The sequence below is a fragment of the Pseudotabrizicola sp. L79 genome, from assembly GCF_036553525.1.
In the GTDB taxonomy this organism is placed as follows: domain Bacteria; phylum Pseudomonadota; class Alphaproteobacteria; order Rhodobacterales; family Rhodobacteraceae; genus Pseudotabrizicola.
This window is the reverse complement of the sequence record NZ_JAZHDA010000045.1, coordinates 387113-406193: the sequence shown is the minus strand read 5'-3', so window position 1 is coordinate 406193 and position 19081 is coordinate 387113. Positions and strand designations below refer to the sequence as shown.

14 protein-coding genes are annotated in these 19081 nt (G+C 60.4%); 12 read left to right on the top strand and 2 right to left on the bottom strand.

What is annotated here, in order from left to right:
- Window positions 1–129: 129 nt before the first annotated feature.
- Complete coding sequence (locus V3C85_RS07805; protein WP_331794526.1) at window positions 130–726, top strand: hypothetical protein; 597 nt, start codon at window positions 130–132, stop codon at window positions 724–726.
- A 17-nt stretch (window positions 727–743) separates the two neighbouring features.
- On the opposite strand, the gene V3C85_RS07800 is transcribed toward V3C85_RS07805, so the two are convergent.
- A complete protein-coding gene (locus tag V3C85_RS07800; protein WP_331794525.1) occupies window positions 744–2000 on the bottom strand; it encodes a tyrosine-type recombinase/integrase in 1257 nt (418 codons plus the stop codon).
- A 319-nt stretch (window positions 2001–2319) separates the two neighbouring features.
- Between V3C85_RS07800 and V3C85_RS07795 the strand changes: the two genes are divergently transcribed.
- The 11 genes from V3C85_RS07795 (at window position 2320) to cobA (ending at window position 18040) form a co-directional block, all read left to right on the top strand.
- Complete coding sequence (locus tag V3C85_RS07795) at window positions 2320–3363, top strand: CBASS cGAMP-activated phospholipase (RefSeq protein WP_331794524.1); 1044 nt, start codon at window positions 2320–2322, stop codon at window positions 3361–3363.
- Window positions 3347–4732: a CBASS cGAMP synthase gene (locus tag V3C85_RS07790; protein ID WP_331794523.1), complete on the top strand. Its 1386-nt coding sequence runs from the start codon at window positions 3347–3349 to the stop codon at window positions 4730–4732. The genes V3C85_RS07795 and V3C85_RS07790 overlap by 17 nt, the downstream gene beginning before the upstream one ends.
- 980 nt (window positions 4733–5712) lie before the next feature.
- On the top strand, window positions 5713–6297 hold the full coding sequence (locus V3C85_RS07785; protein WP_331794522.1) for an ANTAR domain-containing response regulator: 585 nt from the start codon (window positions 5713–5715) through the stop codon (window positions 6295–6297).
- Window positions 6294–7439, top strand: a complete 1146-nt coding sequence (locus tag V3C85_RS07780) for an ABC transporter substrate-binding protein (protein WP_331794521.1) — start codon at window positions 6294–6296, stop codon at window positions 7437–7439. Before V3C85_RS07785 ends, V3C85_RS07780 begins: the two co-directional genes overlap by 4 nt.
- 238 nt (window positions 7440–7677) lie before the next feature.
- Window positions 7678–9039: a CmpA/NrtA family ABC transporter substrate-binding protein gene (locus V3C85_RS07775; protein WP_331794520.1), complete on the top strand. Its 1362-nt coding sequence runs from the start codon at window positions 7678–7680 to the stop codon at window positions 9037–9039.
- A gap of 60 nt (window positions 9040–9099) precedes the next feature.
- On the top strand, window positions 9100–10191 hold the full coding sequence (locus V3C85_RS07770; protein ID WP_331794519.1) for an ABC transporter permease: 1092 nt from the start codon (window positions 9100–9102) through the stop codon (window positions 10189–10191).
- 5 nt (window positions 10192–10196) lie between these two features.
- Window positions 10197–11843: an ABC transporter ATP-binding protein gene (locus V3C85_RS07765; protein WP_331794518.1), complete on the top strand. Its 1647-nt coding sequence runs from the start codon at window positions 10197–10199 to the stop codon at window positions 11841–11843.
- A complete protein-coding gene (gene nirB, locus V3C85_RS07760; RefSeq protein WP_331794517.1) occupies window positions 11843–14275 on the top strand; it encodes a nitrite reductase large subunit NirB in 2433 nt (810 codons plus the stop codon). The genes V3C85_RS07765 and nirB overlap by 1 nt, the downstream gene beginning before the upstream one ends.
- Window positions 14272–14610 (top strand): nitrite reductase small subunit NirD, encoded by a 339-nt coding sequence (gene nirD / locus V3C85_RS07755; RefSeq protein ID WP_331794516.1) that lies wholly within the window; start codon window positions 14272–14274, stop codon window positions 14608–14610. Before nirB ends, nirD begins: the two co-directional genes overlap by 4 nt.
- Window positions 14611–14615: 5 nt before the next feature.
- Window positions 14616–17252: a molybdopterin-dependent oxidoreductase gene (locus tag V3C85_RS07750; RefSeq protein ID WP_331794515.1), complete on the top strand. Its 2637-nt coding sequence runs from the start codon at window positions 14616–14618 to the stop codon at window positions 17250–17252.
- Window positions 17249–18040, top strand: a complete 792-nt coding sequence (gene cobA, locus V3C85_RS07745; RefSeq protein ID WP_331794514.1) for a uroporphyrinogen-III C-methyltransferase — start codon at window positions 17249–17251, stop codon at window positions 18038–18040. Before V3C85_RS07750 ends, cobA begins: the two co-directional genes overlap by 4 nt.
- 301 nt (window positions 18041–18341) lie before the next feature.
- Here cobA and V3C85_RS07740 read toward each other — a convergent pair whose 3' ends face one another.
- Complete coding sequence (locus V3C85_RS07740; protein WP_331794513.1) at window positions 18342–18986, bottom strand: cupin domain-containing protein; 645 nt, start codon at window positions 18984–18986, stop codon at window positions 18342–18344.
- Window positions 18987–19081: the final 95 nt, after the last annotated feature.

Here is a 19081-nt window from a genome sequence, read left to right as displayed (position 1 = left end):
CTGTGGGAGGGGCGGGGAAATGGTGCCGACATCCAAACACGCGCCGACAAGTCTCTGTTTGCAAACAGCATCCCTGCCGCATGCCTTTCTGACCTGGGTTTTATCGATTGCAGAAAGGAGACCGCCGCGATGAACCTGCCGCCCCGCCCGTTCTATTCCCTGACCGAGATTTCTGCTCGCTGGGGTTGTAATGCTGCCGATGTCGCCGGGTGGTCCGCGACCGGCCTTCTTTCGCTGAACACCAGCATCGCCTCGGTCATCTGCGGCAGGCAGCCCGTGGCGGGAATCGTGCAGGTGAGCGCGGCCGACATGATGCGGATGTTCCGTCGCCATGGGCCGAGCGATGAGGAATGCCGCGTCTATCGGATCCGGCTTCCAGGAACCACCGAGTGGCAGTTCATCACCGACCCGACCGATGGGGTGCTGGTGAAGATCACCGACCTGCTGCTCTTGGCCGACGAGGTCCACAAGTTCGAGGACGAGCGCGATCTGCTGCGGCGCCCCGCGTCACCGCCGGGATCCGCGCCGCGCTACGATTGGGATGGGGTAAACCTGATGCTGTTCCGCCGCATCAACGAACGCGGCCTTCCCGCGACGCAGGGCGAACTGATCAACGAGGTGCAGGATTGGTTCGCCCAGAACTCGCCCAACGGGGACATCCCCGAGGAAAGCACCACCCGCAAGAAGATCGCGCCGATCTGGCGGGTGCTGCGCGAGCGGGATTGACCGGCGGCGCGGCGTGATCAGGCGCTTTTCTGTTCCTGGTCGGCGTCATGGACGAGCTGCGGCCGCGGCCGGAAGATGCTGGCGACGACATTCACCCCATGTCGGAGGGGCGAGTCCATCAGATGCGCGTACCGCTGGGTCGTCGTCATCTGCGAATGGCCCAGCAGCTTGCCGATCATCTCGAGTGAGGCCCCGCCACTGACAAGGAGTGACGCGAAGGTGTGGCGCAGGTCGTGGATCCGGACACCGGGCAGGTTGGCCTGCTTCTGGATCCCGACCCAGAACCGGCGGATTTCCTTGACCGGCTGGCCGGGCGTGTCGCCGGGAAAGAGCCACGGATTGCCCCGTGGTACCAGCAGGCTGCGCTGACGCACGATGGCTGCGACATCGTCGGAAATCGGGATGCGGTGGATCTTGCGCTGCTTGGTCGTGCTGGCCGGTTTCGACCAGCTCAGCAGGTCGAGATTGAACCGTTCGAACCGTGCTTGCCGCACCTCGCCCACCCGGGCGCCAGTCAGCATGCAGAGCCGGATGATCCCGGCCGCGCGCTGGTCCTCGGCCGCGTCCAGCACCTTGGCCAGACGGGCGATCTCCTCGGGCGACAGGAACCGTTCGCGCTCCGTCTCGATCCGGCGGCGAAAGCCACTGGCCGGGTTGTCCGTGCGCATGCCCCATTCGATTGCGAGCGAGAACATCTTGCGCAGCACCTCGCCCACCCGGTTGGCGCGCACTGGCGTGGGCTTCGGCCCCTGCAGCTTGCGCGCCCGGTTGTTGGGCTTCGCCTTCGAGGGCCGGGCCCGGCCCGCGGCGATCTTGTTCAAGAGCTTCTCGACGTCGGCCTTGGTGATCTCCGTCACCAGCTTCTTGTTCCAGTCGGGGCCGACCAGCTTGTGCATGATGGTGTGATGGTCGGCCGCGCTGCGGGGCGCGAGGTTAGGCGTGTGTTCCGCCAGATACCGTTCGATCAGATCGCTGATCCGCGGCGCCTCCCGCGCCGCCTGGCGCTGGCTCAGGGGATCACCGCCCTCATCGATCTCGCGCCGCAGCTGCTTGGCGCGTTCGCGGGCGGCCGTCGCGGTCCATTCCGGCCAACGCCCGATGGTCATCCGCCTCTGACGCCCCGCGACCCGGTAGTCCAGCGTGAAGGCCCGGTTTCCGGAAGGGTAGATGGTGACCGAGAACCCCCGCACATCCGTGTCGAAGATCTGGTAGTCCCGCCCCAGGTTCGCTGCCTCGCGGACGGTTTTCTCATTCAGTTTCAGCCTCTTGACCATGCATCGCTCCGTCTTGCTCGTCTCGACATGAGGCGTGGATTCGCGCCTGGATCAAGGCAAGCATGGACGGAGGACCGGAAAGGAGGCGGAGACCGGAAGTGGAGTGGGGATGGGTGTTCCGGAGGACGGGAATTCAGCGTGACTGCTCAACGCTTCAGAGTAGAGGTTACTTCGCCTCTCGATCAAAATCGTCCAGCAGCCCATTTGGATGTAAAGCTGACCAACGAGAACTCTGCCACCCGAGGTCAAACAGCTCTGTCCGCGGAACGACGCCCACATGGTGTGTTGCATCGCGCGACTGCCGCATTATCCTGTGTCCATGACGTTTAGGATTCTGTCACTATCCGGAGGTGGCTACAAAGGCCTCTACACCGCTCAGGTCCTCGCTGGCCTTGAAGCGGAAAGCGGCGATGTTCCTCTGCACAAGCGCTTCGATTTGATCGCAGGCACATCAATCGGGGGTATTTTAGCTCTGTCGCTGGCGTCGGGTAAGACTACGATGCAAGCCGTGGCTAACTTGATGGCAGAGCAGGGCATCAAAATATTCGGGCAAAAGGACCCACCGAAATCTCAGGTTGGCGTAGCCCTCGACCTATTTAATCATCGCGCAAAGGCAAGATACTCTGCGCGGCCATTGCGGGAACTGATAGAAAAGATCGTTGGGGCCGATACCTGCATCGGTGATCTAAAGCAGAAGACAATTGTTCCAACTGTGAATGTCACCAAGGGTAGTCCGCAGATATTTAAGACTCCGCACCATCCAACTTATGAAAGAGATTGGAAAGTTCCGCTTGTCGATGTGGCGCTCGCAACTGCCGCTGCCCCCACCTATTTCCCGTTGCACAAGATCGGGAGCGAGCGTTTTGTAGACGGTGGTGTGTACGCGAATAGTCCCGATGAACTTGCCGTGCATGAGGCATTGCATTTTCTTGGCATAAAGCATGACGAAATAGAAATCCTAAGCGTTGGAACAACGACAGCAAGGTTCAGCTTCTCTGGGAATCTAGTAAGCGACATGGGTCTGAAAGACTGGTTTACCGATCAGAGACTGATGTCGGTGATGATTGGCGCCCAGCAGATGAATACAGATTTCATGATGAAACATCGATTTGCAGAACGATATGTCCGAGTGGACGCCTTTCCGTCTGCTAGCCAGATTCCTGACATGCGCTTGGACAATGCAAAGCCAGGTGCGACAGAAGATCTGAAGGGGCTGGCCGAGGCATCGCTGAGGGATCATCTTCCCAAACTTAAAGCACGAGCCTTCTTCGCGCACGAGGTGCAGGAAGAAGACTTCATGCAAAGAGAAGAGATCGCAAAATATTTTCGCAAGTTAAGGGGTGCAGATGGGCCTTGCGGCTAAGCTATTTTACAATCCCGAGGACCGGGAAAACACATTAGCGTACCGAGTTCGACCGTCCGATGTTCAGGTCGAAGAACAGCAAGAACGTTGGAACGATCTGGCAACTTTCATCAGGGAACGCTTAGGTTCAGCATTTGGTTTGCCGGTATCCTCATGGCTTCAAGGGTCGTACAAGTTCGGCACTCAAATCCGCCCAGCGCGAACCGGTGAAGACTTTGACATCGACTTGGGCGTATATCTCGAATGGCCAGGAGATGCAGATGCTGGGGATGTATCGCCTCTGGAGCTAAAGCGGGAAGTGCAGTCGATACTAGACGATTATGCTGCTGATGACGCCAACGATGCTACTGGTACTGCAGAGCCGAAGACGAGATGCAATAGAATATGCTTTGATAACGACTTCCATATTGATATTCCGAGCTATCACCTGGACCGAGATGCTGATGTTCGGGATCTTGCCACTGAAGACGATGAGTGGGAATTTAGCGATCCAAAAGCAATTTACGTTTGGTGGAAAGATCAGTTTGAGGGCGCGGAGCGTGACAGGGCACGAAGAATGGTCCGCTACCTTAAGATGTGGGCGGCACTCGAGTTTCAGATTTCATCCCGTCCGTCTTCAATTCTGATTACGGTTCTTGTCGCGCAGTCGATGGCCACGATAGACTCTGAATCAGTTTCGGGGGATGACGAGTACTTTCGCGCTGTGGTGGAGAAGGTAGAAGCGCGAATGAGGCGCTCTGCTGTAGTGAAGAACCCTGTGAATAGTTCGGAGAATCTTAACCGGCTTTCTGCTGAGGATTGCGCAAAATTTGTAGACCAATTGGCGAGTCTTCGTAACATCGCTGACCGAGCTCTTGGCGCAGCGGATCAGTTTGACAGTGCGGATATCTGGTCGGAAGCTTTCAAACACTTCTTCCCACTGCCGAAGGTTGAGGAGCAGGCCGTTGCAAAATCCTCCTATCACGAGAACGGTATGTTGTCCGTCATTCGCTATGACCCCGATGTAAAGATAACTGCGACTTCGGGGGGGAGGCGGTGGGAGGGAATCAATGCTGTCGGGCCCATCCCAAAAGGATGCGATGTCCACTTCGCCGTTTTGAGCCCTGAGAGGTTTCCGAATGGAGCAATAGTCTACTGGACTGTTCGAAATGAAGGTGCGGAGGCTGAGGCGATCAATGATCTTGGTCATGTCTCCGGGACAGGTTTTGTTAAAGATGAAAGCAGTGCCTATCGCGGCAGTCATTTTATGGATGTCGTAGTCAAGCTGAACGGTCGGATCATCGGGCGCCGCAGAGTAATAGTGCATGTATCGGGGTTGGGCATTCCGAAGAGAAACAGTCCTAGGCCCGCGTGGACCAGGCTTCGATAGCTGCGTATCAGCCCGTTCAGGGTTTCTTCGGTCATGGCGCAAAAATGATGAACTTGGCCATTAGGCAAATTCGCTAAGGAGCCGGTGAAGTGGATGCCTTGGGGTATATCCTCCCTCGCGATGGCCGATTAACTTGACCCGATTGATCGATTGTTCTTTACCTCAACGCCACCTCAACCGTCGTATGCGGTTTCGTGTGGCTCTTTCAACTCAGGATCCATCTTGCCCCGCTGAATGTGGTCGATTAGGACGTGGCCATCACGTTGGATTATCGACGCTTTTTGAGTAAATCATTGAATTGTCTGTATTCACGATGTTCAGCTGAGCCCGGCTCATAACCTGAAGGTCGCTTATCAAGTCAGTGCTACAAGCTCTGGTGACTTGCGGCTGCTGCATGTCACTGCAGTCAAAAAATACCGTATTATTTGAGCCTTAAAGGCCGCGCAAATTGCTTGGCTTTTGTCATCCCAAATTCTTGTCAACACCCGGTGACTTGCAAGCAGGCTTCACCGCTCGGAACATTTCTGGATCGGAACCAATTCGTCAGTGCCCCACGGCCCTTGAGAGCTTTGTTAAAATTGAGACAGTTCAGGGTCCCGCAGGCCGGTCTGTTCCGTCTTCTCATGTCCTCCAGCCGCCACGCCGAATTCACGAAAAGAATCGCTCACAGGATTCATGCGACACAGCCACCGCGATCCTCAACCTGAGTAACGGCATCGCGCTTGAACTTGTCTGTGAATTTGTTTGCGGACATCTCGTCCTCCTTGCTTTCAGAAATACCAAGCGAGGCGTCTACAAATCCAGGTGCTATTCAGCCCAAGCGCCTTTGCGGGATGCTGATAGCGCTCAAAAATTGCTCTGAAAACCAGATATCGCATAAAAAACGATCGGTAGTGACGTGAGCATCTTTTTTGTTTGGGTCGCTGGCTGTCAATTCCAGGATTGTAGCAGCAGTGTCGCCCCATCAAAGGGGGGCTTTGATGGACAGTCCGCTGACCATTATCGTGGTAGAGGCCGACCGGCAGCGGGCGCTTGAGATCGTTGATGCGATCCGGGCGTCGGGTGATCACCGCGTTCAGGTGCTGGGGGATGGTGCGGGGTTGGCGCGGCGGGTTGCCGAAATCCAGCCGCATCTGGTGTTGATCGATGTTGCCAATCCCTCGCGCGATATGCTGGAAGAACTGACCCTCGCCTCGCGCCCGACCGAGCGCGCGGTGGCCATGTTTGTCGATCGCTCTGACCCAGGCCTGACCCGCGCGGCCATCGAGGCAGGGGTCAGCGCCTATGTTGTGGACGGTTTGCGGGCCGAACGCATCCGGCCCGTGCTGGATGCGGCCATTGCGCGCTTTCACATGGTCAGCCGCATGCGCAGCGAACTGGCGGCCACCAAAGCCGCCCTTGAAGAACGCAAGGTGATTGATCGCGCAAAGGGGTTTGTCATGCGGGCCAAAGGCTTGAGTGAAGAGCAGGCCTATGCCTTGATGCGCAAGACGGCGATGGACCAAGGCAAAAAGCTGTTGGATGTCGCCCATGCCATTGTTGTTGCGGCCGAGGTTTTGAAATGACGGTCACCCTGCGCCTTGGCTATATTCCGCTTGTCGATGCCGCCCCGTTGATCGTGGCCAGGGAATTCGGCTTTGCCAAGGAAGAGGGCGTCAGTTTCGATCTGGTGCGGGCGTCGGGGTGGTCGATGCTGCGCGATCTGTTGGATTTCGGGCAGGTCGATGCCGCCCATATGCTGTCTGTCATGCCTGTGGCGCGGGCCTTGGGTCTGGGTGGTGGGTCGCAGGCGCTGGAAGCCTTGATGGTTCTGTCTTTGAACGGGCAGATTTTCGGCCTGTCGCCGCAAATCCCCGCTGTGCCCTTTGGTGATCCCTATGCCGCCGCGCGCGCCTTGGCTGATCTGCCAGGCCCATTGCGCATTGGCGTGCCCTTTCCCTTTTCGATGCAGGCCGAACTTCTTGCCTATTGGCTTGAACGCGCGGCAAGCTCGGCCAAGGTCGATATCCGCACCGTGCCCCCGTCGCGCATGGCCGAAACGATGCAAGCCGGAGAGATCGACGGTTTTTGCGTCGGCGAACCCTGGGGCAGTCACGCGGTCGAGCAGGCGGGTGCCCGGCTGGTCTTGCCGGGCTCTGCCATCTGGTCACAGGCGCCGGAAAAGGTTCTGGCGGTGCGTGCCGGCTGGGCCAGTGAAAACCCGGCGGTGGCGGGCAAGGTGATGCGCGCCTTGTGGCGCGCGGCCCGGTGGATTGAAATGCCGGGCAACCGGGGCACGCTGGCCGAGGTCTTGTCCCGGCCAGCCTATCTTGACGTGCCCGCAGAGCTGGTGGACCGAACGCTGTCGCATCGTCTGTTGATTTCGGCCCTGGGGCCAGAAATGCATGTGCCGCAGTTTCAAAGCTTTCATCACGGGGTTGCCAATTTTCCGTGGCGCAGCCAGGCCGCCTGGATCGGGGAACGTCTGGCCAAGCGCTTTGCGATGGATGCAAACCTTGCGGCCAGCAAGGCCCGCGCCGTGTTTCGCAGTGATATCTACCGTGACCATATCAGCGAAATGGGCGAGGTCTTGCCCCGCGCCTCGGACAGGGCCGAGGGCGCGCTCGAGCGTGAGGAGGCGATGCCGGCAACACATGGCAGCCTGATTCTTGCCAGAAATCGCTTCTTCGACGGCCAGATTTTTGATCCGGTCTTTGCAGAAGGCTGAAAAAACGGGCAACTTGCTGCAATGCAGAATGCGGGTGCAGCATTCTTGCTCCAGACAGCCCCTGCAAGCTTGACTTGGTCTGCACCGGCCCGCATCGTTAACCCAACACGGAGCAATGGCGTTCCGTTCGCTTCCCCGAAAGTCCGGGACCACAGGCAAGGCCGCCTGACCGCGTTGCATCCTATTGCGGCGCCGTCAGCGGCCTTTTTCGCATTTCCAGCTCTTATGAGGATTCAGAATGATCTCGCGCACCCTGCTGACCGCACTTGGCCTGTCATCTGCCTTGGTGGCCCACCCCCTGTTTGCGGCTACCCCTGAAAAAGATGAACTGACCCTTGGCTTTATCAAGCTGACCGATATGGCCCCTTTGGCGGTTGCCAAGGAAAAGCGGTATTTCGAAGACGAAGGCCTGTATGTCACGCTGGAAGCCCAATCGAACTGGAAGGTTCTGCTTGATCGGGTGATCTCGGGCGAGTTGGACGGCGCGCATATGCTGGCCGGGCAGCCGCTGGCCGCAACCATCGGTTATGGCACCCAAGGCGATGTCATCACGCCGTTTTCGATGGATCTGAACGGCAATGCCATCACGGTTTCCAATGCCGTTTGGGATGAGATGAAACCCCATGTGCCGGCAGATGCCGACGGCAAGCCGATCCACCCGATTTCTGCCGCCGCGCTCAAGCCCGTTATCGAAAGCTATGCCGACCGGGGCCAGCCGTTCAATCTGGGCATGGTGTTCCCGGTCTCAACCCATAACTACGAACTGCGCTATTGGCTGGCGGAGGGCGGCATCAATCCGGGCTTTTACACGCCCGAGGATGTCTCGGGCCAGATTGCCGGTGATGTGCTGATCAGCGTCACCCCCCCGCCACAAATGCCCGCAACGATGGAGGCAGGCACCATCCTTGGCTATGCCGTGGGCGAGCCGTGGAACCAGGCCGCGGTGGCCAAAGGCATTGGCGTTCCCGTCATTACCGATCATGACATCTGGAACCACAACCCCGAAAAGGTTTTTGGCGTGACCAAAGCCTTTGCCGAGGAAAACCCCCAGACGATGATCGCCCTGACCAAGGCGCTGATCCGTGCGGCGATCTGGCTGGATGAAAACGACAATTCCAACCGTCCCGAAGCGGTCGAGATCCTGGCGAAATCCGAATATGTGGGCGCAGATGCGGCGGTGATTGCCAATTCCATGACCGGCACCTTTGAATTTGAACCCGGCGACAAGCGGCCCGCCCCCGATTTCAACGTGTTCTTCCGCTATAACGCGACCTATCCCTATTATTCGGATGCGGTCTGGTATCTGACCCAGATGCGCCGCTGGGGCCAGATCGCCGAGGATAAGCCGGACAGCTGGTATGACGAAGCCGCCAAATCGGTCTATCGCCCCGATATCTACAAGCTGGCCGCCGAAGAACTGATCGCCGAAGGCAAGGCTACGGCCGATATGTTCGATTTCGATGCCGATGGCTACCGCGAGCCGACCAGCGCCTTTCTTGATGGCATCCCCTACGACGGCACCAAGCCGAACAGCTATCTGGAAAGCCTGACCATCGGGCTGAAGACGGGGCAGACCGTCGAGACCCTGATCGCAAACTGATCTGACCCGCGGCCTCGCCTGTCGGGCGGGGCCCCCTTTGGCCAGCACAAGGACCACCCCATGACCGCCATCGACCCAACGTCGCTTTCCAACGCCAAATCAAAAGCTGACGAAGCCGCAAAGGCCCGCCGTTTCGCCCGGATCAACAAGATGGACGGGTGGCTCAAGGCCCTTGGCCTGCCCTTTCTGACCCCGGTTCTGAAAATCGCGGCAGGTGATCCGCCAAAGGCCCATCTGAAAGACATCTGGCGCCTGTTGGGCGTGCCTGTGCTGTCGCTTGTCGTGTTCGTGGGCCTTTGGGCACAATTGGCCCCGATGGTGCAAACCTCGCTTGGGGCCATCCCCGGGCCGAAAGAGGTGCTGGCCCAGGTTGTCGTTCTGCACAACGACGCAAAGGCGGAAAAGGCCAAGGAAGCTGACTTCTTTGCCCGCCAAGAAGAACGCAACGCCGCCCTGATTGCCGAAGGCAAGGCGGATGAGGTGAAACTGCGCAGCTATACCGGCAAGCCCACCTATTATCAGCAGATCTGGACCAGCATTCAGACCGTCTTCTTCGGCTTTCTGATTGCCACGGCGGTTGCTGTTCCCTTGGGCATCGTGTCGGGCCTGTCCCCTACCGCCAATGCCGCGATCAACCCGCTGGTGCAGATCTTCAAACCGGTGTCGCCACTGGCATGGTTGCCGATCGTCACCATGGTGATTTCGGCCGTCTATGTGGGGGGCGAAGGCTCGATGTCGAAATCGTTTCTGATCTCGGCCGTCACGGTCACGCTGTGCTCGCTCTGGCCCACGTTGATCAACACGGCCCTTGGCGTGGCGTCGATCGACAAGGATCTGGTCTCGGTCAGCCGCGTGTTGAAACTCAGCGCCTGGAAGAAGATCACCCGGCTTGTGCTGCCGTCGGCGCTGCCGCTGATCTTTACCGGCCTGCGGCTGTCGCTGGGCGTGGGTTGGATGGTGCTGATCGCGGCTGAAATGCTGGCGCAGAACCCCGGCCTTGGCAAATTCGTCTGGGATGAATTCCAGAACGGCTCATCGGACAGTCTGGCCCGGATCATGGTGGCGGTGCTGACCATCGGTGTGATCGGCTTCTTGCTGGACCGCGTGATGTTCGCCCTGCAATCCGCCTTCACCTTCTCGAACAATCGGTGATCCCCATGGCACTTATCGAATTCAGGAAAGTCTCGAAAAGTTATGGCGATCACCCGGTGTTGCGCCAGCTTGATTTCACGGTTGAAGACGGCGAGTTTCTGGCGATCCTTGGCTTTTCGGGCTCTGGCAAGACCACGCTGATGAACCTGATGGCGGGGTTGGAATTGCCCGATCAGGGGCAGGTCTTGTTCAAGGGCCAGCCCGTCACCGGGCCGGGGCCAGACCGGGGGTTGGTGTTTCAATCCTATGCGTTGATGCCCTGGCTGACGGTGCAGGGCAATATCGCTCTGGCGGTCGATGCGGTGCACGGCGGCACATCAAGGGCCGAACGGGCCGCGCTGGTGGCCAGGTATATCGGCATGGTGGGTCTGGCACATGCCGCCGACCGCCGCCCGGCCGAGTTGTCGGGGGGCATGCGGCAGCGGGTGGCGGTGGCGCGCGCCCTGGCGATGGCGCCCGAAGTGCTGCTGATGGACGAACCCCTGTCGGCGCTGGATGCCCTGACCCGTGGCAATGTTGCCGCCGAAATCGAGGCGATCTGGGAAGCTGACCGCCGCACGGCTGTTCTGATCACCAATGATGTGGATGAGGCGCTGGTTCTGGCCGACCGCATCCTGTGTCTGAACCCCGATGGCAGCCTTGGCGATGTGTTCAAGGTGGGCCTGTCACGCCCGCGCGACCGCAGCAAGATGGGTGAAAACGCCGCTTACAAAGAACTGCGCGCCGCCATCACCGCCTATCTGATGGATGTCGGCATGGCCGCCAAAGCCACCGAAACACGTCGCCTGCCGCAAGTGACCCCGCGCCACGCCATGCCAAAGGCCTATGCCGAGGCCGCGGTCAGCCAGATTGACGACCGCTATCTGCAATTCTCGCAATTGCACAAGGTCTATCCCACCCCCAAAGGGCCGCTGACCGTGGTCGAGGATTTCAACCTGACCCTGAAAAAGGGCGAATTCGTCAGCCTGATCGGGCATTCGGGCTGTGGCAAATCCACGGTGCTGACCATGACCGCCGGGCTGAACGGCATTTCCAAGGGCGCGATCAAACTGGACGGCTATCACGTCGAAGGGGCCGACCCGGAACGCGCGGTGGTATTCCAGTCGCCCAACCTGTTCCCATGGCTGACGGCCAAGGAAAATGTCTCGATCGGGGTGGACAAGGTTTATCCGAAATCGACCCGGACCGAACGGCAAGAGGTTGTAGAATACTATCTGGAACGCGTCGGTCTGGCCGATGCGATGGACAAGCCCGCGTTGGAAATGTCGAACGGTATGCGCCAGCGGGTGGGCATCGCGCGGGCCTTTGCGCTGTCGCCCAAACTGCTGCTGCTGGATGAACCCTTTGGCATGCTGGACAGCCTGACCCGCTGGGAATTGCAGGAAGTGCTGATGGAGGTCTGGTCGCGCACCAAGGTGACGGCGATCTGCGTTACCCATGATGTCGATGAGGCCATCCTTTTGGCCGATCGCGTGGTGATGATGACGAACGGCCCCCGCGCCACCATCGGCAAGATCACCGAGGTAAACCTGCCGCGCCCGCGCACCCGCCGCGCGCTGCTCGACCACCCCGATTATTACCACTACCGCCAGCAAGTGCTCGACTTCCTAGAGGAATACGAACACGGCGCGCATAAGAAGGATGCAGCGTGATGGGACAGAAACTTGTTGTCATCGGGGCCGGAATGGCCTCGGGCCGGATGCTGGAGCACCTGTTCGACACAGCCCCCGGCGCCTATGAGGTCACGCTGTTCAACGGCGAGCCGCGCGGAAACTATAACCGCCTGATGCTGTCTCCGGTCTTGTCGGGCGAAAAGACCTATGCCGAAATCGTCACCCATGACGATGCCTGGTATGGCGCCCATGGCGTGACCTGCCGGTTCGGCGATCATGTCACCAAAATTGACCGCGACCGGAAAGTGGTGATCTCAAAGTCTGGCGAGACACCCTATGACAAGCTGGTGATTGCCACCGGATCGGCCCCCTTCATCATTCCGGTGGCGGGCAAGGATTTGCCGGGCGTGGTCACCTACCGCGATCTGGAGGACACCAACGCCATGATCGCGGCCTCGCAGCCCGGTGCAAAGGCCGTGGTCATCGGCGGCGGCCTGCTGGGGCTGGAGGCCGCGGCAGGCATGGCCGCCCGCGGGGCCGAGGTGACGGTCATTCACCTGATGGGCCATCTGATGGAACGTCAGCTTGACCCGGCGGCGGGCTATCTGCTGCAAAAAGATCTGGAACGGCGGGGGATCAAGGTTCACTGCAAAGGCGCGACCAAGGCCATTCTGGGCAAGGATCGTGTCGAGGCCGTGCTGTTGGAGGACGGCACGGTCTATCCCGCCGATCTGGTCTGCATGGCCGTTGGCATCCGCCCGGAAACGCGGCTGGCCACCGATGCCCATCTGGAAGTGGCGCGCGGCGTGGTCGTCAATGACCAGATGCAAACCAGTGATCCTGCAATCTATGCGCTGGGCGAATGCGTCGAACACAACAAGCAACTCTTTGGCCTTGTGGCCCCGCTTTATGATCAGGCCAAGGTGCTGGCACAGACCCTGATCGGGCAGGGGGCGGCTTTCCAGCCGGTGCAGACGGCCACCAAGCTCAAGGTGACGGGCGTTGATCTGTTCAGCGCAGGTGATTTTGCCGAAGCGCCAGGGCGCGAGGATATCGTCTTCCGCGATCCGGGGCGCGGCATCTACAAACGCCTGATCATCGAGGGCGAAAAGCTGATCGGTGCGGTGATGTATGGCGACACCGCCGATGGCGCGTGGTTCTTCAGCCAGATCAAGGATAGCACCGACATCACCGATCTGCGCGAGACGTTGATCTTTGGCCCCGGCTTTGCAGGAGGGCCCAAAGCGGACCCTTTGGCAGCCGTTGCAGCCTTGCCGCCTGAGGCGGAAATCTGTGGCTGCAACGGCGTGTGCAAAGGCAAGATCGTTCAGGCCATCGAGGGGGGCGCAACCACGCTTGATCTGGTGCGCAGCCAGACCAAGGCCAGCTCATCCTGCGGCACCTGCACCGGGCTGGTGGAACAGGTGATGGCGCTGACGCTGGGTGATGGTTTTGCCGCCAATGCCAACCCGCCGATGTGCAAATGCACCGATCACACGCATGAAGATGTGCGGCGGATGATCAAGACACTGGGGCTGAAATCCATCCCCGCCGTCATGCAGGAACTGGGCTGGAAAACGGTGGGGGGCTGTGCCTCGTGCCGACCTGCGCTGAACTATTACCTGCTGTCCGACTGGCCGCTGGATTATGTTGACGATCGTCAAAGCCGCTTTGTGAACGAACGCAACCACGCCAATATCCAGAAAGACGGCACCTATTCAGTGGTGCCGCGCATGTGGGGCGGGGTGACCACCCCGGCCGAATTGCGGGCCATTGCCGATGCCGCCGACAAATATGCCGTGCCGATGGTCAAGGTGACGGGCGGGCAGCGCATCGACCTTCTGGGCGTCAAGAAAGAGGATCTGCCCGCCATCTGGGCCGATCTGAATGATGCGGGCATGGTGTCGGGCCATGCCTATTCCAAAGGTCTGCGCACGGTGAAAACCTGTGTCGGCTCTGAATTCTGCCGCTTTGGCACCCAGGACAGCACCGGCCTGGGCATCAAGCTGGAAAAGCTGCTGTGGGGGTCATGGACACCCGCCAAGGTCAAGCTGGGCGTGTCGGGTTGCCCACGCAACTGCGCCGAGGCCACCTGCAAGGACGTGGGCGTGATCTGCGTTGACAGCGGCTATCAGATCAGTGTCGCGGGTGCGGCGGGCATGGATGTGCGCGAAACCGAACTGCTGTGTCAGGTCGCCACCGAAGACGAAGCGATGGAGGTGATCGCGGCCTTTGTTCAGCTTTACCGCGAAAACAGCCGCTATCTGCACCGCATTTACAAATGGGTGGCCAAGGTGGGGCTGGATTGGTGCAAGGCGCAGGTGGTGGAGGATACGGTCAATCGCCGCGCCCTTTATGACCGCTTCATGCTCAGCCAGTCGGTCTATCAGAAAGACCCCTGGGCCGAAGAGCCAAAGCTGCGCGCAGATTTCGCCCCCATGATGGACCTGAGCCGGGAGGCCGCAGAATGAACATGATCTCGGAAAACTGGCTGGATATCGGCGCGCTTGAAGACATCCCGCGCCAGGGCGCGCGGGTGGTGAAAACCCCGCGCGGCTGTGTGGCGGTGTTTCGGGCGGCCGATGACCATGTCTTTGCCCTTGATGACCGTTGCCCCCACAAGGGCGGGCCGCTGTCCGAAGGCATCGTGCATGGCCATTCGGTCACCTGCCCCCTGCACAACTGGGTGTTCGACATGAACTCGGGTCAGGCGCAGGGCGCCGACAGTGGGCAGGTGGGCACCTATCCCGTGCGGGTATCCAAGGGCCGGATTCTGATCGACGGCGCAGAATTGGCACGGGGGTAGGGGTGATGGCAGCAGTGCGCTCGACCTGTCCCTATTGCGGCGTGGGCTGCGGGGTGCTGGTGACCGCTGGCACGGTGGGCCAGGTGCCCGGCCATTTGACTGTGCAGGGTGATCCCGATCACCCCGCCAACCGCGGCAGGCTGTGCTCCAAAGGCTCGGCCCTGGCCGAAACTCTGGGCCCCAAGGGGCGCCTTCTGACCCCAAGGATCAACGGAGCCGAGGCCGATTGGGACAGCGCCCTGACGCTGGTGGCCGACCGGTTTTCGCAAACGATCCGCGATCACGGCCCGGATGCGGTCGCCTTTTATGTCTCTGGCCAATTGCTGACCGAAGATTACTACGTCGCCAACAAGCTGATGAAGGGCTATATCGGCAGCGCCAATATCGACACCAATTCGCGGCTGTGCATGGCCTCGTCGGTGGCCGGGCACCGGCGCGCCTTTGGCACCGATACCGTCCCCGGCCAATACGAAGATCTGGAACAGGCCGATCTGTTGGTTCTGGTGGGCTCGAACCTCGCCTGGTGCCATCCGGTGCTGTATCAGCGCCTGGCCGCCGCCAAAGAGGCACGTCCCAGCCTGAAGGTGGTGGTGATCGACCCGCGCCGCACCGCGACCTGCGATCTGGCCGACCTGCATCTGGCCGTGGCCCCCGGCGCCGATGCGGCCCTGTTCAACGCCCTGTTGGCCCAGATCGACGCCCGGGGCGCGCAGGATGCCGCCTTTCTGACCCATGTCACCGGGGCCGAGGCCGCCATCGCCGCCGCCCATGCCAGCGATCCCGCGGCAACCGGTCTCGACAGCGCTGATCTGGCCCGCTTTTTCGATCTGTGGATCGCCACCCAAAAGGTGGTCACCGTCTATTCCCAAGGCATCAACCAATCCACCAGCGGCACCGACAAGGTGAATGCCATCCTGAACTGCCACCTGGCCACCGGGCGCATCGGCAAGCCGGGCATGGGGCCGTTCAGCGTGACGGGCCAGCCCAATGCCATGGGCGGGCGCGAAGTAGGGGGGCTGGCCAATATGCTGGCCTGCCACCTTGATATCGAAGCCCCCGCACACCGGGCAGCCGTGCAGGCCTATTGGTCCAGCCCCGCCATGGCCGAAAAGCCGGGCCTCAAGGCCGTTGACATGTTTCGCGCGGTGGAAGATGGCCGCATCAAGGCGCTGTGGATCATCCACACCAACCCCGCCGTCTCGATGCCCGAGGCAGACCGCGTCGCCCGTGCAATCGCCCGATGCGACTTTACCGTGGTCAGCGACATCACCGCCGCCACCGATACCGCCCAACTGGCGCAGGTTCTGCTGCCCGCAACCGGCTGGGGCGAAAAGGATGGCACCGTCACCAATTCCGAACGCTGCATCAGCCGTCAGCGCGCCTTTCTCCCCGCCCCCGGACAGGCCCGGCCCGATTGGTGGCATCTGGCCCAGGTCGCGCAGCGCATGGGCTTTTCGGGGTTTGACTGGCACGGCCCGGACCAGATTTTTGCCGAATATGCTGGCCTGTCCGGGGTTGCCGGTAGCCTGGGCAGCGATTTCGACATCTCGGCCCATGCCGCGATTTCGGCCAAGGATTACAACGCCCTTGCCCCCTTTGTCTGGCCTGCCTCTGCGCGCAAGACCGCCGGGCGCTTTTTCGCGGATGGCCGCTTTCACACCCCCGATGGCCGGGGCCGGATGATGGCCGTCACCCCGCGCGCGCCGCAAACCCTCAGCCCGGATTTGCCGTTCCGTCTGAACACCGGGCGCATCCGTGACCAGTGGCACACAATGACACGCACGGCCCTTGCCCCGCGTCTGAACCAGCATCTGGCAGAGCCCTTCCTCGAACTGCACCCCGACGATGCCAAGGGGCTGGACCTGGCCACAGCCGATCTGGTCGAGGTCAGCAATCCCTTGGGGCGCACGGTGTTTCGGGTGCTGGTCACCGACCGTGTGGCCAAGGGGCACCCCTTTGCTCCGATGCACTGGACGGGTCAGACGGCACCGACCGGGCGCGTTGACGCCATCGTGCCGGGGCTGACCGATCCGATCTCGGGCCAACCCGAAAGCAAATCTGCCGCCGTGGCGCTGCGCCCGTTCCGGGCGAAATGGTATGGCTTTGCCGTTTCGGCCCAGGCCGTGCAGCCAAAGACCGATTACTGGGCGCTGTCGGCCATCCCCGGTGGGCACAAGGTTGAACTTGCCGCTTTGGACGCGCCAGCAGATTGGCAGGCTTGGGCCCGCGATGTCTTGACCGTTCCGGCCGAGGCGCAGGTCATGGTCTATGAAGATGCGGCGCGCGGCCATCTGCGTCTGGCCTTTGTGGCCGACGACCGGGTGATCGCGGCCCTGTTCGTGGCCCCCACGCCAGTGGCCCTGTCGCGCCCAACGGTCGAAGCCTTGCTGGGCCAGCCTGTCTTGCCGAACGTGCTGTCGGGCCGCCCGGCCAAAGACCGCCCCGATCCCGGCCCCGTGGTCTGCGCCTGTTTTGGCGTGGGGCGCAACACATTGGCGGCCGCCATTGCCGAAGGCGGCTGTCACAGCGTGGCCGCCCTTGGCACCGCGTTGCAGGCTGGCACCAACTGCGGCTCGTGCAAGCCCGAACTGGCCGCCCTGATCGCTCAATTCCGTCCTGCCTTGCAAGAGGCCGCAGAATGACCCACCTGCCCAACGCAACCGCCTTTGACTGTGCCCCGGGGCGGATCAGCCTGGTCGGGGCAGGGCCGGGGGCCGCTGATCTGTTGACCATGCGCGCGCTGAACCGGCTGCAAGGGGCGGATATCGTGTTCTTTGACCGTCTGATTGATGCCCAGGTGCTGGCGCTGATCCCGCCACAGGCCCAGCAGGTGAACGTCGGCAAAGAGGTGGGCCGCTGCAAATGGCCACAGGATCGGATTGATGCGGCCATCGTGATGGCGGCTTTGCGCGGCTTGCAGGTGGTCAGGTTGAAATCGGGCGATCCTTCGGTCTTTGGCCGCGCCGCCGAAGAAATCGCCGCCGCCCGCGCCCATGGTATCGAGGTCGAGATCATTCCCGGTGTCACGGCGGCATCGGCTGCCGCGGCCTCATCGCTGTTGCCGCTGACAGAACGCGGTCGGTTTGACCGGTTCATGATGCTGACGGCCACCTCGTTGCAGGGCACCATTCCCGAGGATTTCGCACGCGCCATCGCACCGGGAACGCGTCTGGCGATCTATATGGGCGTGCATCTGGTGCAAACGCTTCAGTCACGCCTGCTGGCCGCCGGTCTTTCGCACACGGCCCAAGTGACGATTTCGCAAAATGTCTCAACCCCGGCCGAGCGCCATCTGCACACAACCCTTGACCAACTGGTTCAGACCGTTGCCGACCACGGCGTTCGCAACCCGGCTGTCATCTTTGTCGATTGCGAGGCTCTTGTAGATCAAGACGTACAGACAGCGCAAAAATTGTTGCTGAGGAGTTGAATCTCACCCAGAACCACGCCGGGTTTTCGCCGAAACTTTGAACATCAATGCGGGCGTATTTCGGTTGATGCTGTTGCCGAGATCTGGCTGAGATAGCTGGATAGTCGGCATCCGAGAAGTTCCGTGCGGGGGCGTCGGGGTGGCCATTCCGGGCTAGGATGCGCAATCCCTGCTCTTGCAAAGGATCGGGCGTGGTGCCGGTCTGATCAAGAGGCCATGAATCCGAAGTCCAATGCCCCCCTTTTGTCTTTCTGTGGCGTCGGACCACTCTCGGCTGCGGCTGACAAGACATGTGCAGGCGTCAAAATGACGGGGGCGTGCAGGCTGAGACAATGATGCAAGCCGCATCCGAGCGGTTGTGGAAACGATGCGGGATGCGGCTGTCAAAGATATAGCCGTCGCCGGCTTTCAGTTCCCGCGTCTCACTGCCGACTGTCACTTCAATGCGCCCAGACACCACAATTCCGGCTTCTTCCGCTTCGTGGGCATATAACTCTGCACCGGTGTCGGCACCTGGCGGATAGGTTTCGTGCATCATCTGAATACGGCGTTCCGAGCTGTCGCCGACCTGTCGCAACGAGATGCCTTTTATATCGGTCCCCTTGTGAAATATTTTCAAAGGGTTGATCTCACGCAGCTCTGACGCAGAGAAGAACACCTTGCTCGGGTCGCCGCTACCATCACTGTCGGAGAAGAACTCGGCAAGCGACATCGGTACAGCATCGAGGATGCGTTTCAGGGATGCCACTGAAGGCGAGGAATGATTCTGTTCAATCTGACTAATCAGGGCGTTAGTCACCCCCGATTGCCGGGCAAGTTCGCGCTGAGACAGGCGCCGCGCCAGTCGTATTTCGCGCAGGCGACCACCGATGTTCAGATCTGATGGACTTCTTTGAGCAGACACAGCTTTCTCCTTGAAGGGCCCGTGCGCATCGCGCGCTTCCAAGCTCCTTATATAGGGTAGTCATTTTCGGTTCATTGAACAGTGTTGATAAATATTTTTAACAGTGGTAGTAATTAAGGCGCAGTTAGACGATGGAA

What these genes read in the sequence shown, in the direction of transcription:
- V3C85_RS07765 (WP_331794518.1), top strand. Translation starts at nt 10,197, where the DNA reads ATGGCACTTATCGAATTCAGGAAAGTCTCGAAAAGTTATGGCGATCAC.
- V3C85_RS07805 (WP_331794526.1), top strand. Translation starts at nt 130, where the DNA reads ATGAACCTGCCGCCCCGCCCGTTCTATTCCCTGACCGAGATTTCTGCT.
- V3C85_RS07770 (WP_331794519.1), top strand. Translation starts at nt 9,100, where the DNA reads ATGACCGCCATCGACCCAACGTCGCTTTCCAACGCCAAATCAAAAGCT.
- cobA (WP_331794514.1), top strand. Translation starts at nt 17,249, where the DNA reads ATGACCCACCTGCCCAACGCAACCGCCTTTGACTGTGCCCCGGGGCGG.
- V3C85_RS07790 (WP_331794523.1), top strand. Translation starts at nt 3,347, where the DNA reads ATGGGCCTTGCGGCTAAGCTATTTTACAATCCCGAGGACCGGGAAAAC.
- nirD (WP_331794516.1), top strand. Translation starts at nt 14,272, where the DNA reads ATGAACATGATCTCGGAAAACTGGCTGGATATCGGCGCGCTTGAAGAC.
- V3C85_RS07800 (WP_331794525.1), bottom strand. Translation starts at nt 2,000, where the DNA reads ATGGTCAAGAGGCTGAAACTGAATGAGAAAACCGTCCGCGAGGCAGCG.
- V3C85_RS07795 (WP_331794524.1), top strand. Translation starts at nt 2,320, where the DNA reads ATGACGTTTAGGATTCTGTCACTATCCGGAGGTGGCTACAAAGGCCTC.
- V3C85_RS07775 (WP_331794520.1), top strand. Translation starts at nt 7,678, where the DNA reads ATGATCTCGCGCACCCTGCTGACCGCACTTGGCCTGTCATCTGCCTTG.
- V3C85_RS07750 (WP_331794515.1), top strand. Translation starts at nt 14,616, where the DNA reads ATGGCAGCAGTGCGCTCGACCTGTCCCTATTGCGGCGTGGGCTGCGGG.
- nirB (WP_331794517.1), top strand. Translation starts at nt 11,843, where the DNA reads ATGGGACAGAAACTTGTTGTCATCGGGGCCGGAATGGCCTCGGGCCGG.
- V3C85_RS07785 (WP_331794522.1), top strand. Translation starts at nt 5,713, where the DNA reads ATGGACAGTCCGCTGACCATTATCGTGGTAGAGGCCGACCGGCAGCGG.
- V3C85_RS07780 (WP_331794521.1), top strand. Translation starts at nt 6,294, where the DNA reads ATGACGGTCACCCTGCGCCTTGGCTATATTCCGCTTGTCGATGCCGCC.